Source organism: Phytobacter sp. SCO41, from assembly GCF_003073275.1.
Lineage (GTDB): Bacteria > Pseudomonadota > Gammaproteobacteria > Enterobacterales > Enterobacteriaceae > Phytobacter > Phytobacter diazotrophicus.
On the sequence record NZ_CP027225.1, the window covers coordinates 2301177 to 2317020 of the forward strand.

The following is a 15844-nucleotide window of genomic DNA, read 5'->3' on the forward strand; positions in this document are numbered from 1 at the left end:
TCCACTTTTTTTGATGCCAGGGTCAGGATTAATAGTCGTCATCGGTATCTTTTAATCGGGAGCGAATAACGAGGACAGCAAAGATAATGACAATGGCAAGAATGCCCAGGAACCAACGCATGATGACGGCCACTTTGGGTAGAGACAGTGTTCGGTCATCTTATCATTATAAGACCTATGTAATGCATTCATTTCGCGTATGAAAACTATGCATAACTGTGTCTTGTTATTTCGCAATACGCAAGGGTAAACCGTTGACCTGTCGTCGGCGCATCACTGTTCTGCGTCGAATTTTTGCTATCTGGCGCGTCGTCCCGATGCTTTTTTGCTGTGTACAACAACAGTGGTTTTAAAAAACATACTGAATTTCATCATTGCTGCATTGACTGCGAGCATTGATTAAATAACATCGTTTCCCCAACCCTCACTTTTTGTGGTGTGTGATGAAAATCTATCTGGTCCGCCACGGTGAAACCGTCTGGAATGTTGAAAACAGAATTCAGGGGCACCTTGATAGCCCGGTTACGGAGGTCGGTATCAGGCAGATCTCTGCACTGTGTCAGGATCTGGCAGACAAATCCATTACCTCTATTATCGCTTCACCTTTGGGCCGTTCAGTGGCCGCAGCCGGGCAAATTGCCTCGCACTTAGATTGCCCGTTGCACTTTAATCCTGCCCTTGTCGAACGTCATTTCGGCGACTTAGAAGGCAAACGCATTAGCGAACTGACAGAGAAAGAGCGCGCGCAGGCTGAGGCGATGCTTTCCGGCAGTTTGGCTATCGGGCCGCAAAATGGCGAAGCACTACAGGATGCCACTCAAAGAGTCCTTGGCGCGCTGTCAGGCTTCTCAGCCCGGCAAGGCAATGTGTGCGTTGTTTCCCACGGCCACGTTATCCAGTCAGTTATCAATACCCTGGTGGGGAATAATGCCGACCATTTTGAGCGGTACGCGCATTTAAATGGCGCTTATTCAATTCTGACCTGCCCGGAAAAAGGGCTCACCGTAGAGAAATGGGGCATATCGACCCATCTTTTTTCCCGAAGTAGGCAATGAGCATTTGTTCTGCTGGCGGTTAAATGTGCCGTATCTCGTTGATTATGCGTTTTGTGATGCAGTTAATTTTCTGATATCAGGAAAAGTTTTCGTAGATCCCTTTTTTAGCTCCCTATCTCAAAAATAGGTATTACCTATACATCTTTTACTGAAGCAGACAGACCTTCCTTGCCGCTGAAAATAGCTATTATTTATCAAATCATTAAACAATTTTTCACTTATCTGTAAAGCCTTCGCACAGAGTCTATGCTTATACCATGAGCTTAAAAAACGGGCAGTACACGAATAACCCTTCGGAATAGAGGTTGAAGTGATAATCATTATCACTAACATAGTGTTATGTCCTTCATGATTTATGACGTGAGGTAGAACTATGGAATTGCAATCAGAGACGTTCGACCCGGCAGACTTTTCCTGGCGCGGGCTAACGATGACACCCGCCGCCGCAGAACATATTCGCGGATTAACCCGTAAGCAACCCGACCTGCTGGGGGTCCGGCTGGGCATTAAACAGACCGGGTGCGCAGGTTTTGGTTATGTGCTGGACACCGTCACGCAGCCTGATAAAGACGACCTGCTTTTTGAAAATGAGGGTGCACGACTGTACGTGCCGCTCGCGGCGATGCCATTTATTGACGGCACCGAAGTGGACTATGTGCGCGAAGGTTTAAACCAGTTATTCAAATTTCATAACCCGAAAGCCCAGAATGAATGTGGCTGTGGCGAAAGCTTTGGGGTATAGGCGGTACTATGTCTCGTAATACTGAAGCAACTGATGATGTCAAAACCTGGACCGGGAACCTCAACTATAAAGAGGGTTTTTTTACCCGGCTAACCACAGACGAACTGGCGAAAGGCATTAATGAAGATGTCGTGCGGGCGATCTCAGCCAAACGTAACGAGCCGGAATGGATGCTGGAGTTTCGCCTGAGCGCATTTCGCGCCTGGCTCGAGATGGAAGAGCCGCACTGGCTGAAAGCCCATTACGCGAAACTCGATTATCAGGATTACAGCTACTATTCTGCGCCTTCCTGCGGAAGTTGTGATGATACCTGTGCTTCGCAGCCGGGGGCCGTTCAGCAAACTGGCGCAAATTCTTTCCTGACGGACGAAGTGGAAGCGGCATTTAACCAACTGGGCGTGCCGGTCCGTGAAGGGCGCGAAGTGGCGGTCGATGCCATTTTTGACTCCGTTTCTGTTGCCACCACCTACCGGGAAAAACTCTCCGAACAGGGTATTATTTTTTGCTCGTTTGGTGAGGCCATTCATGACCATCCTGAGCTGGTGAAAAAATACCTGGGTACCGTCGTGCCCTCCAATGACAACTTCTTTGCGGCGTTGAATGCGGCGGTCGCCTCTGACGGTACGTTTATCTATATCCCGAAAGGGGTGCGCTGCCCGATGGAATTGTCGACCTATTTTCGCATCAATGCTGAAAAAACCGGGCAGTTCGAACGCACCATTCTGATCGCGGATGAAGGCAGCTACGTGAGCTATATCGAAGGTTGCTCCGCACCCGTGCGCGACAGTTACCAGCTTCATGCGGCCGTGGTAGAGGTCATCATCCATAAAGATGCAGAAGTGAAGTATTCTACTGTGCAGAACTGGTTCCCCGGCGATAACAACACTGGCGGTATCCTCAACTTCGTGACCAAGCGTGCGCTGTGCGAAGGGGAGAACAGCAAAATGTCCTGGACACAGTCGGAGACCGGTTCAGCTATCACCTGGAAATACCCCAGTTGCATCCTGCGCGGCGATAACTCCATCGGTGAGTTCTTCTCCGTGGCGCTCACCAGCGGCCACCAGCAGGCGGACACGGGCACCAAGATGATTCACATCGGCAAAAACACCAAATCGACCATTATCTCGAAAGGGATCTCTGCCGGTCATAGCCAGAACAGCTATCGCGGGCTGGTGAAGATCATGCCGAGCGCCACCAACGCCCGTAATTTCACCCAGTGCGACTCTATGCTGATTGGTCCGGATTGCGGGGCGCATACTTTCCCGTATGTGGAATGCCGCAATAACAGTGCGCAACTGGAGCATGAAGCCACCACTTCACGCATTGGGGAAGATCAGCTGTTCTACTGCCTGCAGCGCGGTATCAGCGAAGATGATGCCATTTCAATGATCGTCAATGGATTCTGTAAAGACGTGTTCTCCGAGTTGCCGCTGGAGTTTGCCGTTGAAGCACAAAAATTGCTGGCTATTAGTCTTGAACACAGCGTCGGTTAAGAATTAAGGAATACACATGTTAAGTATTAAAGACCTGCAGGTAAGCGTTGAAGATAAAGAGATTCTGCGTGGCCTGAGCCTGGATGTGCGTCCGGGGGAAGTGCACGCGATTATGGGACCCAACGGTTCCGGCAAAAGTACGCTATCCGCAACGCTGGCAGGACGTGAAGATTATGAAGTTACCGGCGGCAGCGTCGAGTACAAAGGTAAGGATTTGCTGGAACTCTCTCCGGAAGATCGCGCCGGAGAAGGGGTGTTTATGGCTTTCCAGTATCCGGTAGAAATTCCTGGCGTCAGTAATCAATTCTTCCTGCAAACGGCGCTTAACGCTGTGCGCAAATACTGTGAGCAGGACGAGCTGGACCGCTTTGATTTTCAGGACCTGATGGAAGACAAAATCAAGTTGCTCAAAATGCCGGAAGACCTGCTGACGCGCTCGGTTAACGTTGGTTTCTCCGGTGGCGAGAAGAAGCGTAACGATATCCTGCAGATGGCGGTGCTGGAGCCTGATTTGTGCATCCTCGATGAAACCGACTCCGGGCTTGATATTGACGCGCTAAAAATCGTTGCCGATGGCGTTAACGCGCTGCGTGATGATAAGCGTTCTTTCATTATTGTGACGCACTATCAGCGGATCCTGGATTACATCAAGCCGGACTATGTCCACGTGCTGTATCAGGGGCGCATTGTGAAATCCGGTGATTTCACACTGGTTAAGCAACTGGAGGAGCAAGGTTATGGCTGGCTTACAGAACAGCAGTAACGCGCTGCAACAGTGGCATCATCTGTTTGAGCAACAGGGTGGGGCGCGCTCAGAGCAGGCGCAACAGCATCTGCAACAAATGCTGCGTTTAGGGCTGCCGACGCGCAAACACGAAAACTGGAAATACACACCGCTCGACGGTTTACTAAATAGCCAGTTTGTCACCACGGCGGGTGCGTTGAGCGCACAAGAGTGTGATGCACTCGCATTGCCGGTTGATGCCCTACGCCTGGTCTTTGTGGATGGGTATTACAACGCGACGCTCAGTGATGATGTAGCCGGTTCTGGCTTCACCGTGACCATTAACGATGACCGTCAGACTTTGCAGGCCCCGGTGCAGCCGGAGGTGTTTTTACACTTAACAGAAAGCCTGGCGCAAAGCATCACTCATATTAGCGTTGGTCGTAATCAGCGGGCGACCAGGCCGCTTCTGCTGATGCATATCACCCAGGGGCTGGGCGGGGCTGAGATGAATACGGCTCATTACCGCCACCATATCTCACTGGCCGAAGGGGCCGAAGCGACGGTCTACGAACATTATGTCAGTCTGAATACGCATCGCCATTTCACCGGCGCGCGGCTGACCATGGACGTGGCGGCGAACGCCCAACTGCATCATGTCAAACTGGCTTTTGAAAACCCGGAAAGCTACCACTTTGCGCATAACGACATGCGTCTTGGCGCGGATGCAGCGGCGCACAGTCATAGCTTCCTGCTGGGCGGCGCGGTGTTACGCCACAATACCAGTACTCAACTCAACGGTGAAAATACCACGCTGCGTATGAACAGCCTGGCGATGCCGGTGAAATCAGAAGTGTGTGATACCCGCACCTGGCTTGAGCACAATAAAGGTTATTGCAACAGTCGCCAGTTGCACAAAACCATTGTCAGCGACAAAGGTCGCGCGGTGTTCAACGGACTGATCAACGTTGCGCAACACGCCATCAAAACTGATGGACAGATGACCAACAACAACCTGTTGTTGGGACGACTGGCGGAAGTGGACACCAAACCACAGTTGGAAATCTATGCTGATGACGTGAAATGTAGCCACGGTGCAACGGTCGGTCGTATTGACGATGAACAGATGTTTTACCTGCGCTCGCGTGGCATTGATCAGCAGGCGGCACAGAAGATGATCATTTACGCCTTCGCCGCTGAGCTCACCGAAGCGATCAGCGACGAAGCGCTCAGGCAGCAGGTGCTGGCGCGCATTGGCCAACGCCTTGCGGGAGGCTTAGCATGAGTTTTTCCGTTCACAGCGTACGCGCCGATTTCCCGGTCCTGACGCGTGAAGTTAACGGGGTGCCGCTGACGTATCTGGACAGTGCAGCCAGCGCGCAAAAACCGAATCAGGTTATTGATGCCGAAGCCGAGTTTTTTCGCCACGGCTATGCGGCGGTGCACAGAGGGATCCATACCCTGAGCGCCGAAGCCACGCAGCGCATGGAACAGGTTCGCACGCAAGTCGCCGGTTTCCTGAACGCCCGGTTACCAGAAGAGTTGGTTTTCGTGCGTGGCACCACCGAAGGCATCAATCTGGTAGCCAACAGTTGGGGCAACAGTCAGGTGCGGGCGGGCGACAATATCATCATCAGCGCCATGGAGCATCACGCGAATATCGTGCCGTGGCAGATGCTGTGTGAGCGCGTCGGTGCTGAGCTGCGCGTCATACCGCTCAATATCGACGGAACATTACAACGTGAGGCGCTGCCTGGCTTGTTTGATGCGCGTACGCGGCTGTTGGCGGTCACACAGGTCTCCAATGTGCTGGGAACTGAAAATCCGGTAGCGGAAATGATAGCGCTGGCCCATCAACATGGCGCGAAGGTGCTGATTGATGGCGCGCAGGCCATCATGCATCACACGGTCGATGTGCAGGCGCTGGATTGCGATTTCTACGTTTTCTCAGGCCATAAGCTCTACGGCCCGACGGGGATTGGCGTGCTGTATGTCAAAGAGGACATCTTACAGGCCATGCCGCCGTGGGAAGGTGGCGGCTCTATGATTGCCACCGTGAGTCTGACCGAAGGGACAACCTATGCCAAAGCGCCGTGGCGTTTCGAAGCGGGTACACCCAATACCGGGGGTATTATTGGTCTGGGTGCCGCAATCGATTATGTCAGCAGTCTTGGGCTGGACGCGATTGCTCAATATGAGCAGACGCTAATGCGCTATGCCCTGAATGCGCTGGCGGATGTGCCCGATTTAACGCTCTATGGCCCGCAGGAGCGTCTGGGGGTCATTGCCTTTAACCTCGGCAAACATCATGCCTATGATGTGGGGAGCTTCCTTGATAATTATGGTGTGGCCGTGCGAACAGGGCATCATTGCGCCATGCCGCTGATGGCTTTTTATAATGTTCCGGCAATGTGTCGTGCGTCACTGGTGATGTATAACACGCAAGAAGAGGTGGATCGTCTGGTGGCTGGCCTGAAACGTATTCATCAGTTGCTGGGCTAACAGAGAGGCATACATGGCCGTTTTACCCGACAGAGACAAACTACTGCGCAATTTTGGGCGCTGTGCCAACTGGGAAGAGAAGTATTTATACATCATTGAGCTGGGGCAACGGTTGCCTGCGCTCAGCGACGAGGCGCACAATCCGGAAAACATTATTCAGGGTTGCCAGAGTCAGGTCTGGATTATCATGCACCGTAATGACGAAGGCGTGATTGAGCTGGCGGGCGATAGCGATGCAGCCATCGTCAAAGGGCTTATTGCCATTGTGTTCATTCTTTACCAGCAGATGACCGCGCAGGACATCCTGGCGTTCGATGTGCGCCCGTGGTTTGAAAAGATGTCTTTGACTCAACACCTTACCCCGTCCCGTTCTCAGGGGCTGGAAGCGATGATTCGCGCAATTCGCTCCAAAGCCGCCAACATTAGCTAAACTAAATAGACAGCTTTCATCCTGTTACGCGAGGTGCACCCGCGCCTCGTTGGTTATTCAGCTTTCGGCCTCTGCCGTGATACAGGACATCCAGCATGAAACGCGCGTCTACTATAACATTGTCTCTTATTGGCGCTTTTAGCGCTATTCAGATGGCCTGGGCTGTGGATTATCCGCTCCCACCGGCCGGAAGTCGTCTTATCGGTCAAAACCAGACTTATACCGTTCAGGAGAGCGATAAAAACCTGCAGGCCATTGCCCGGCACTTTGATACGGCGGCAATGCTGATTATCGAAGCCAATAACACTATCGCACCGGTACCCAGAGCGGGTACGGTCGTCACCATTCCGTCGCAAATGCTGCTGCCAGATACGCCACGGGACGGGATCGTTGTTAACCTTGCTGAATTGCGGTTGTATTATTATCCACCCGGCAAAGATATCGTTCAGGTCTTCCCGCTGGGGATTGGTCAGCAGGGGCTTGAAACGCCGGTCACAACCACCCGTATCAGCCAGAAGATCCCCAACCCGACCTGGACGCCTACCGCAGGCATCCGCGCGCGTTCGCTGGCGCAAGGCATTGAATTGCCCGCTGTGGTACCCGCCGGGCCAAATAACCCGCTGGGGCGCTATGCGCTGCGTCTGGGGATAGGCAACGGCGAATACCTCATCCATGGTACCAGTGCGCCTGACAGCGTAGGGCTGCGTGTCAGTTCAGGGTGCATGCGGATGAACGCTGCGGATATTCAGTCTCTGTTCTCACAGGTGAATACCGGTACGCGGGTCACCATCCTTAACGAGCCGGTCAAATACGCCGTAGAACCCGATGGACGCCACTATATCGAGGTACATCGACCTCTGTCGCAGAACGTCGGGGAGAATACACAGACGCTGCCTATCTCGTTCCCGGCAGGACTGGCGAGCACCATAGAGCAGGGTGGTGGTGACAGGGCGCTGATAGACAAAGCGTTATACCGACGTGCGGGTTATCCCGTCGCCATTCCGGCGAACAAAAGCGGCAAGGTAACAACGGAAAGCGTTGTATCGGCACAGAATCGTGATGCCAGTGCAGATGTGAATACGGAAGAAAGCGGGAAGACCGTGATGCAGTAAAAACAGGGAAGGGTAAATCGCAGATAAAAAAAATGGCGCACAATGTGCGCCATTTCATCACAGGTACTCTTACTTACGGTAAGAATGAGCCTGGTTATCCAGACGCTGGTTAGCGCGAGCTGCGTCGTCTTTAGCAGCCTGAACGTCGGAACGGATTGCGTTCACGTCGTTGCTCAGCTGGTCAACTTTAGCGTTCAGAGTCTGAACGTCAGAAGACAGCTGATCGATTTTAGCGTTGCTGGAGCAACCAGCCAGCAGAGTAGAACCCAGGATTACCGCGCCCAGTACCAGTTTAGTACGATTCATTATAAATACCCTCTAGATTGAGTTAATCTCCATGTAGCGTTACAAGTATTACACAAAGTTTTTTATGTTGAGAATATTTTTTTGATGGGAATCCACTTAAATTTGATCGTTCGCTCAAAGAAACACCGACTTTGTATAAAACGTTAAAAAAAGTGTGATAAAACAGCAAGCTTCCATCGGATTCATCTTAGATAATAAGCAGTTTAAATAGTGAAATCCGATTTGCTTTTTTATTCGGGGTGACTTCTGATATATAAAAAAAGCGCCCGAAGGCGCTTTTTTAAACACGAATATTCGTCCGGGTATTATTACAGGACGTGTACAGATGCCGTGTTGGTGGTGCCGCTGGAGACCAGTGCGCCGGAAACCATGACCACAACATCGCCTTTCTGCGCCAGACCGCTCTGTACGGCCAGCTCTTTGCCCAGGCGGTAGAAATCATCAGTAGAGGCGATTTCTTCAACCAGTTGCGCGACAACGCCTTTGCTCAGTACTAGCTGACGAGCGGTGGTTTCGTTAGTGGTCAGCGCCAGGATGGTGGCATCCGGGAAGTATTTACGTACTGCACGTGCAGATTTACCGCCCTGGGTTGCAACCACGATCAGCGGGGCATCCAGTTTTTCAGCCGTTTCAACCGCACCACGGCACACCGCTTCGGTGATACGCAGTTTGCGGCTGTCGTTGTTGAAATCCAGACGGCTGGTCATGACGCGATCGGTACGTTCGCAGATGGTCGCCATGATGGTCACTGCTTCCAGCGGGTACTTACCTTTTGCGGATTCACCAGACAGCATGACTGCGTCGGTGCCGTCGAGGATGGCGTTCGCCACGTCACCTGCTTCCGCACGGGTCGGACGCGGGTTCTTGATCATAGAGTCCAGCATCTGGGTCGCGGTGATAACCACTTTACGCGCGCGGATACATTTCTCGATCATCATCTTCTGCGCGAAGATCACTTCTTCAACCGGAATTTCTACGCCCAGGTCACCACGCGCAACCATGATACCATCAGAGGCTTCGAGGATTTCGTCGAAGTTATTCAGACCTTCCTGGTTTTCGATTTTGGAGATAATCTGGATGTTCTCGCCGCCGTGCGCTTTCAGGTGCTGACGAATTTCTTCCACATCAGAACGCTTACGGATGAAAGAGGCAGCAACAAAGTCAACGCCTTGTTCGCAACCGAAGATCAGGTCTTGTTTATCTTTTTCAGCCAGCGCTGGCAGAGCGATGGATACGCCTGGCAGGTTAACGCCTTTGTTTTCGCCCAGGTCACCGTTGTTCAGTACTTTACAGACGACTTTGTTGCCTTCGATGGCGGTGACTTCCATGCCGATCAGGCCGTCGTCAACCAGTACCGTGTTACCAACCTGCAGATCGCTGGTGAAACCTTCGTAGGTTACGGCAACGGTTTCCGTGTTGCCGATAACCGTTTTGTCGGTGGTGAAGGTGAAAGTCTGGCCCGCTTTCAGCGAAACATCATTACCGCCTTCGAGTTTGATTGTGCGGATTTCCGGACCTTTAGTGTCCAGCAGAATCGCCGCTTTTTTACCGGTTTTGCTCATTACGTTGCGCAAGTTCTGGATGCGCTGGCCGTGCTCAGCATAGTCACCGTGAGAGAAGTTCAGACGCATTACGTTCATTCCTGCGTCCAGCATTTTTGCTAACATCTCTTCGGATTCGGTTTTCGGACCGATGGTGCAAACAATTTTGGTCTTTTTCATGACAGTCTTAGTCTTTAAGTTGAGAAGGATATGGAAATCACGCTCCGGTTAGTGCGAAGCTTCGGAGTCAAACCTGTGTTACGAAAGTTGCGATGCCACAGCCTAAGGATAGGTGACATCAAAAAAGCGTGCAGAGTAATGTGTGCCTGTGTTTCAGCCCAGCCGGGAAAGTCATAATGTAATGGTTGAGTTTTACAGTTCAATGAGCTGAAACCATTCAAGAGTGAATAGAATGCCATTATACGATGAAAATCGGGCAAAAGGAAAATGAAAACGCTGTTTCAAAAATCATCTGGGCAGTTTCACAACGAAGTGTTATCAACGTGTTAAGTTATCACAAAATTGAATTTGCCTTGTTGACGTGAAACTAAAACCTTTGCCCACAAAAAGGCAAAGGTTCAGTAAGGGATACGGATAAAGCGACTATCGATTTATGCTAACAAATTTGAAACAAATACTCAGGCGTTCGGCATACGATGGCCACAGCTTAACCGATTTAGCTATGAAGCAGTTTCAGCGCGTGAGCATGAACCTCGGGGCAACCCGCCGCCAGAACATGCCCGCCCGCCTCAGGACGACCACCGCTTAAAGTGGTTACAACGCCGCCTGCCTGCTCAATGATGGGGATTAACGCCACAATATCATAGGGTTGCAGGGAATATTCCAGACAGAGATCAATCTGTCCGGCAGCCAGCATCGCCATGGCATAGCACTCCCCGCCGTAACGCGTCATGAGCGCGGCGTCATCCAGCGCAGCAAAATTAACCTCTGGGAAACGGGAAACTGGTTCAGGCGAGGTGATGTGCAAAATCGCCTGCTCCACAGAGAGTCCTTTTCGGGTGTTCAGTGGAGCGGTTCCCTGTGGGCCACTGCGCCAGGATTGCCTGCCATCTGCCCAAAAACGTTCACCGGTAAACGGTTGACTCATCATGCCCAGATGCCCACGGCCTTCAACGGTCAGGCCAATGAGCGTTCCCCATACCGGAATACCACACAGGAACGGCCGGGTACCGTCAACGGGATCCAGCACCCACTGCAACGGCCCGCTTCCGGAGATCCCGAATTCTTCGCCCATAATTGAATGGTCAGGATAGCGGGCGTCAATGATGGCGCGAATGGCGCGTTCAGCTTCGCGGTCCGCATCGGTCACAGGATCAAAGCGATAACCCTCTTTCGGTTTTGTGTCTACATGCAGATTTAACTGCGAGCGAAAACGCGGCAATGTCTGTTTGTCTGCCGCATCAGCAAGTTCATGCAAAAAAGCGATGTCGGGTACAGCGTGGTTCATGATTGAGTCCTCATCAACGAAATTAGCGTCAGTCTTCCATGCTCGTTATTGCTCGATTGTGCATTTTTATTGGTTTTTCTTCAAATGATTCTGATGAGTTTGTTGCGCAATTAATAGAATCAAGGATTTGCTAGAAATAAAGTGAACATGATCGAGCGTTTCGGTTCTTACGGTCTCACCGTTACCGGATGACAGAAAGTGCAAAGCGCAGGACATACAGACAATGGATACTCAAACACCAGACGTCGTGGACGTATGTACCGTCTCAGGACGAATCCTGGTCAATTATGTCAGAACCCGGAGTGATAAAGATGACGATAAAAGTACTTGGCTATGCCGCACAATCGAGTAAGGCTCCCCTTGCTCCGCACTATTTTGAGCGTCGGGATCCCAGAGCGGATGATGTGGTTATCGATATTCTGTATTGCGGCGTGTGCCACTCAGACTTACACCAGGCGCGCAACGACTGGGGGTTTAGCCAGTACCCGCTGGTGCCGGGGCATGAGATCGTCGGCCGCGTCACCCGCGTAGGTCCGGGCGTGAGTAAATTTAAGGCCGGAGATTTAGTGGGCATCGGTTGCATGGTGGATTCCTGCCGTGAGTGTTCCTCCTGTAAGCAGGGGCTTGAACAATATTGCGAAGAGGGCAACATTCAGACGTACAACGGCATTGACCGCCATGACCACATGCCGACCTACGGCGGTTATTCGCGCTCTATTATCTGTAGTGAAGATTTCGTGTTGCGCATCCCGGAAAACCTTGATGTACAGGCCGTTGCGCCGTTACTTTGCGCGGGCATTACCACCTGGTCGCCGCTGCGTCGTTGGGGCGTAAAAGCTGGCAGCAAGGTCGCCGTCATTGGTCTGGGCGGGTTAGGGCATATGGCGCTGAAACTGGCGCATGCGATGGGGGCGGAAGTCACGTTGTTCACCCGCTCACCGGGCAAAGAGGCGGATGCGCGGCAACTGGGTGCGCAACACGTGGTGCTCTCGACCGATCCGCAACAGATGGACGCCGTGAAAGGGCAGTTTGAGCTGATTATCGACACCGTACCTTATGCTCATGATATCAATCCGTATATGCCAACACTGACGCTGGACGGCACACTGGTATTCGTTGGACTGTTAGGCGATATTGAACCGGCGGTCAGTACATTACCGATGATTCTGGGGCGTCGTTCTGTATCCGGTTCGTGTATCGGCGGCATTGCCGAAACGCAGGAGATGCTCGATTTCTGCGGTAAGCACAATATCACGGCGGATTCAGAGGTGATTCGCATGGACCAGATCAACGATGCCTTTGAACGTTTGCTGAAAAGCGATGTGAAATACCGCTTCGTGATCGATATGCAGACGCTGGTGGAATAAGGTGATACTAAAGGCTTCGGTCAACGCCGGGGCCTTTTTTGAAGGCTGATAAATAAGAGAGAAGAAAAAACAGAAGAAACGCTTGAATGGTGCGTCCGAGTGGACTCGAACCACCGACCCCCACCATGTCAAGGTGGTGCTCTAACCAACTGAGCTACGGACGCACTAAAGAGATGGTGCGTTCAATTGGACTCGAACCAACGACCCCCACCATGTCAAGGTGGTGCTCTAACCAACTGAGCTATGAACGCATTGTTGTGCCTGACAACGGGGACGAATATTAGCGGCAGCCTTGTGATGTGGCAAGAAGAAAATCGCTATTTTCTACCGGAATGCGCCCGACTGCGGAACTTTTATACATGAACGGCATATTTCACTGATGTTAAAGGATAATGATTGAGCAGAATGCATTTCCGAAGCATTGCTTTGACGATTATCCGCACAGTACGTGATTTTGCGTCTACCCTCTGGCCTGCATTTTATGGCGCAAAAAACCGCAATGCGCCATGCCCTTCGCTTAACGGACAGGGGTAAGCACCGGTTGACCTGTAAAATAGGCCTGCAGGTTATCTAACACTAACTTGAATTCCCCGCCCGATTGCCATCAGCAGTGCCATCGCATGATCGGCGACGGAGGTATCATTGGTCCCCGGTCCATGGGCGATGGTGATATTTCGCGCTTTTGCAGCCGATAGATCGATATTTTCATACCCGGCACCCAGCGCGCAGATGAGGTCGAGTTTCGGGAGTGCTGTGAGGCATTAAGGCCGGTCGAACCGTTGGTGAGGACGGTGCGGATGCGCTCGCCGTCGTGTTCTACAACCTTACGCGATCCGACGCTGTGGGGGCATAGTGTATTTCAAAGCACGCGGCCGCAAGCCGGGAAAGGTGCTCTGATGCAAGTTCAATCGTAACAAGTAAAGGATCGAAATAACGGTGCCTTCGTATACTCAACTGACTTCAAGGGGAGGGTTAACACATTCAGGAATCTGCGGGAGATATATAGCCTGAGAATGATCCGCATGCCGCACAAAAGCAAGCGACGGCCGGGGCTGTCGCAAGGCAATTGTGTGACAAAAAATCAGGTGAGATAAAACAGATGAATCAGCACCGCGCCAATCAGAAGCCAGCAGGGAAGCGAGAAATAAAAGACGCTTTTATTGTCACGTTCGTTTTTCATGACGATCAACACCACAAATGCGATGACCAGTAGCGCGATGAAGACGAGTGTGAGTGGCTGGCTGACGGCAATCATCTTCAGTGCGACAAACAGAAGCAGGGTGGAGGCAATGGTAAAAAGTTTGATTTTTCGCGTGAAAGTCACGAAACCTACAACAAAGTAAACTAACGCAACAATGCCAGCCATCAGGCACTCCTTTTGCTGAATTTCTCTCGTTTCACCAGGATGTTTTGCATATCTTCGCTCATTGAAAGCCGGTCGCCTGGCAAGGAAACGTAGCCGCCCGATGACGGCTACGCCGATATTAACGCGCGGCGCGCTGTAAAATGATGGACGACGGCTGGCGCTGGAGGAAACGCATTCTGAGCATCATCAGAATAGCTGCCGACGTCAGCCCAATGATAAAGCCCATCCAGAATCCAGCCGGGCCCATCCGATCAACCACCAGGTCGGTTAACGCCAGTATATAACCTGCCGGTAAACCCAGTACCCAGTAGGCGGTAAAGGTAATAAAGAAGATAGAACGTGTATCTTTATAACCACGCAGAATCCCGCTGCCGATAACCTGAATCGAATCGGAAATCTGGTACAAACCAGCCAGCAGCATTAATTGCGAAGCCAGCGTGACGACCTCAGGATTGTCGTTATAAAGCAGCGCAATATGTTCACGCAGCGCAACGGTAAAGATAGCGGTCAGTACCGCCATGCACACCCCCACGCCAAGACCGGTATGTGCGGCTGTTTGCGCATCAAGCGTGGACCCTTGCCCCAGGCGGAAGCCGACACGGATTGTGACGGCGGCGGCAAGCGACATCGGCAACACGAACATCAGCGAACTAAAATTCAGGGCGATCTGATGACCTGCGACATCCACAATGCCCAGCGGCGATACCAGCAGGGCCACAACGGCAAACAGGGTCACTTCAAAAAAGAGCGCCAGCGCGATAGGCAGACCAAGCTGTACCAGACGTTTCAGAACGCCCAGATCCGGTTTGCCAGAATGCGCTTCATTGCGAATGTCACGCATGGACCCCGCCCGTTTAACGTACGAGAGCATGGCGACAAACATCACCCAGTAGACCGATGCCGTTGCCACGCCGCAACCCACACCGCCCAGCTCCGGCATGCCGAAATGACCATAAATAAAGATGTAGTTAATGGGAATGTTCACCAGCAGGCCGAGGAAACCCATCACCATGCCGGGTTTGGTTTTCGCCAGCCCCTCGCACTGATTACGTGCAACCTGAAAGAACAGGTAGCCCGGCGCACCCCACAGCAGGGCGCGTAAATAGCCCACGGCTTTATCCGCCAGTTGCGGATCGATGTCATGCATGGCGTGAATAATATAACCGGCATTCCACAGCACGATCATTATCAGAATCGACACCGTCGCGGCCAGCCAGAAGCCCTGACGTACCTGATGCGCAATACGCTCGCGACGCCCGGAGCCGTTAAGTTGCGCCACCGTCGGGGTCAGTGCCAACAACAGTCCATGACCAAAAAGGATAGCGGGCAGCCAGATAGAGGTGCCAATGGCGACAGCAGCCATATCGGTGGCGCTGTAACCGCCAGCCATAACCGTATCAACGAACCCCATTGCGGTTTGGGCGACCTGCGCGAGGATCACCGGGATAGCCAGGGCGAGCAACTGGCGCGCTTCTGTAAAGTACTTCTGCACTGAAAACACCTTGGTATAGTTGTTATATGCGATGAATGTTTAATTCATTAAAAATATAGATGTGTCTTCTGGTCCGGGACACTGCGGGGATGGTCAGAAATCCAGCATAGCGTTAAGCATTGCGATCAAATCCTTGTTCATCTTGCTTTTCAGTTTGAGTAAACCAGTCAGGCGATCATACCCATCGGGTCAGTTGTGAATAAAGGAAAGGCGCCGGGGAAAACCAGCACGAAAAAAGCGTCGGGG

The 15844-nt window shown here is 52.0% G+C and carries 15 protein-coding genes and 2 tRNA genes; 9 read left to right on the plus strand and 8 right to left on the minus strand.

The window, feature by feature from the left end:
• Positions 1-443 precede the first annotated feature (443 nt).
• The 8 genes from C5523_RS11220 (at position 444) to C5523_RS11255 (ending at position 8058) form a co-directional block, all read left to right on the plus strand.
• Entirely contained in the window at positions 444-1055 is a 612-nt protein-coding gene (locus C5523_RS11220) for a histidine phosphatase family protein (RefSeq protein ID WP_079498106.1), read from the plus strand.
• 373 nt (positions 1056-1428) lie between these two features.
• Positions 1429-1797, plus strand: coding sequence for a Fe-S cluster assembly scaffold SufA (gene sufA, locus C5523_RS11225; RefSeq protein ID WP_041851582.1), 369 nt, complete (start codon positions 1429-1431; stop codon positions 1795-1797).
• 8 nt (positions 1798-1805) lie between these two features.
• Positions 1806-3290, plus strand: coding sequence for a Fe-S cluster assembly protein SufB (gene sufB, locus C5523_RS11230; RefSeq protein ID WP_041851581.1), 1485 nt, complete (start codon positions 1806-1808; stop codon positions 3288-3290).
• A 16-nt stretch (positions 3291-3306) separates the two neighbouring features.
• Positions 3307-4053, plus strand: a complete 747-nt coding sequence (gene sufC, locus C5523_RS11235) for a Fe-S cluster assembly ATPase SufC (protein WP_071195354.1) — start codon at positions 3307-3309, stop codon at positions 4051-4053.
• Complete coding sequence (gene sufD, locus C5523_RS11240) at positions 4028-5299, plus strand: Fe-S cluster assembly protein SufD (RefSeq protein ID WP_079498104.1); 1272 nt, start codon at positions 4028-4030, stop codon at positions 5297-5299. Before sufC ends, sufD begins: the two co-directional genes overlap by 26 nt.
• Positions 5296-6516 (plus strand): cysteine desulfurase SufS, encoded by a 1221-nt coding sequence (gene sufS, locus C5523_RS11245; RefSeq protein WP_103245557.1) that lies wholly within the window; start codon positions 5296-5298, stop codon positions 6514-6516. The genes sufD and sufS overlap by 4 nt, the downstream gene beginning before the upstream one ends.
• Positions 6517-6529: 13 nt before the next feature.
• Positions 6530-6946, plus strand: coding sequence for a cysteine desulfuration protein SufE (sufE, locus tag C5523_RS11250; RefSeq protein WP_071195351.1), 417 nt, complete (start codon positions 6530-6532; stop codon positions 6944-6946).
• Between the two features lie 95 nt (positions 6947-7041).
• Complete coding sequence (locus C5523_RS11255) at positions 7042-8058, plus strand: L,D-transpeptidase family protein (RefSeq protein ID WP_071195350.1); 1017 nt, start codon at positions 7042-7044, stop codon at positions 8056-8058.
• Between the two features lie 69 nt (positions 8059-8127).
• Here C5523_RS11255 and C5523_RS11260 read toward each other — a convergent pair whose 3' ends face one another.
• The 3 genes from C5523_RS11260 to C5523_RS11275 all read right to left on the minus strand — a co-directional run bounded on the left by C5523_RS11260 (position 8128) and on the right by C5523_RS11275 (position 11373).
• Entirely contained in the window at positions 8128-8364 is a 237-nt protein-coding gene (locus C5523_RS11260; RefSeq protein ID WP_007374746.1) for a major outer membrane lipoprotein, read from the minus strand.
• 308 nt (positions 8365-8672) lie between these two features.
• A complete protein-coding gene (pykF, locus tag C5523_RS11265; protein ID WP_071195349.1) occupies positions 8673-10085 on the minus strand; it encodes a pyruvate kinase PykF in 1413 nt (470 codons plus the stop codon).
• Positions 10086-10581: 496 nt separating this feature from the next.
• Positions 10582-11373 (minus strand): inositol monophosphatase family protein, encoded by a 792-nt coding sequence (locus tag C5523_RS11275; RefSeq protein ID WP_071195348.1) that lies wholly within the window; start codon positions 11371-11373, stop codon positions 10582-10584.
• A 311-nt stretch (positions 11374-11684) separates the two neighbouring features.
• Between C5523_RS11275 and C5523_RS11280 the strand changes: the two genes are divergently transcribed.
• The gene (locus C5523_RS11280) at positions 11685-12740 is read left to right on the plus strand and encodes an NAD(P)-dependent alcohol dehydrogenase (protein WP_041851573.1); all 1056 of its coding nucleotides are present in this window, start codon (positions 11685-11687) and stop codon (positions 12738-12740) included.
• A gap of 87 nt (positions 12741-12827) precedes the next feature.
• Here C5523_RS11280 and C5523_RS11285 read toward each other — a convergent pair.
• The 5 genes from C5523_RS11285 to mdtK all read right to left on the minus strand — a co-directional run bounded on the left by C5523_RS11285 (position 12828) and on the right by mdtK (position 15598).
• Positions 12828-12904 (minus strand) — tRNA-Val (locus C5523_RS11285).
• A 10-nt stretch (positions 12905-12914) separates the two neighbouring features.
• Positions 12915-12991, minus strand: a tRNA-Val gene (locus C5523_RS11290).
• A 315-nt stretch (positions 12992-13306) separates the two neighbouring features.
• The gene (locus C5523_RS27675) at positions 13307-13471 is read right to left on the minus strand and encodes a hypothetical protein (RefSeq protein ID WP_369944941.1); all 165 of its coding nucleotides are present in this window, start codon (positions 13469-13471) and stop codon (positions 13307-13309) included.
• A 350-nt stretch (positions 13472-13821) separates the two neighbouring features.
• Positions 13822-14106, minus strand: coding sequence for a hypothetical protein (locus C5523_RS11300; protein WP_071195347.1), 285 nt, complete (start codon positions 14104-14106; stop codon positions 13822-13824).
• Positions 14107-14224: 118 nt separating this feature from the next.
• Positions 14225-15598, minus strand: coding sequence for an MdtK family multidrug efflux MATE transporter (gene mdtK / locus C5523_RS11305; protein ID WP_071195346.1), 1374 nt, complete (start codon positions 15596-15598; stop codon positions 14225-14227).
• Positions 15599-15844: the final 246 nt, after the last annotated feature.

Excerpts from the sequence above, each read along its gene's own strand:
- C5523_RS11220 (WP_079498106.1), top strand. The coding sequence starts at position 444 with ATGAAAATCTATCTGGTCCGCCACGGTGAAACCGTCTGGAATGTTGAA.
- sufA (WP_041851582.1), top strand. The coding sequence starts at position 1,429 with ATGGAATTGCAATCAGAGACGTTCGACCCGGCAGACTTTTCCTGGCGC.
- sufB (WP_041851581.1), top strand. The coding sequence starts at position 1,806 with ATGTCTCGTAATACTGAAGCAACTGATGATGTCAAAACCTGGACCGGG.
- sufC (WP_071195354.1), top strand. The coding sequence starts at position 3,307 with ATGTTAAGTATTAAAGACCTGCAGGTAAGCGTTGAAGATAAAGAGATT.
- sufD (WP_079498104.1), top strand. The coding sequence starts at position 4,028 with ATGGCTGGCTTACAGAACAGCAGTAACGCGCTGCAACAGTGGCATCAT.
- sufS (WP_103245557.1), top strand. The coding sequence starts at position 5,296 with ATGAGTTTTTCCGTTCACAGCGTACGCGCCGATTTCCCGGTCCTGACG.
- sufE (WP_071195351.1), top strand. The coding sequence starts at position 6,530 with ATGGCCGTTTTACCCGACAGAGACAAACTACTGCGCAATTTTGGGCGC.
- C5523_RS11255 (WP_071195350.1), top strand. The coding sequence starts at position 7,042 with ATGAAACGCGCGTCTACTATAACATTGTCTCTTATTGGCGCTTTTAGC.
- C5523_RS11260 (WP_007374746.1), bottom strand. The coding sequence starts at position 8,364 with ATGAATCGTACTAAACTGGTACTGGGCGCGGTAATCCTGGGTTCTACT.
- pykF (WP_071195349.1), bottom strand. The coding sequence starts at position 10,085 with ATGAAAAAGACCAAAATTGTTTGCACCATCGGTCCGAAAACCGAATCC.
- C5523_RS11275 (WP_071195348.1), bottom strand. The coding sequence starts at position 11,373 with ATGAACCACGCTGTACCCGACATCGCTTTTTTGCATGAACTTGCTGAT.
- C5523_RS11280 (WP_041851573.1), top strand. The coding sequence starts at position 11,685 with ATGACGATAAAAGTACTTGGCTATGCCGCACAATCGAGTAAGGCTCCC.
- C5523_RS11300 (WP_071195347.1), bottom strand. The coding sequence starts at position 14,106 with ATGGCTGGCATTGTTGCGTTAGTTTACTTTGTTGTAGGTTTCGTGACT.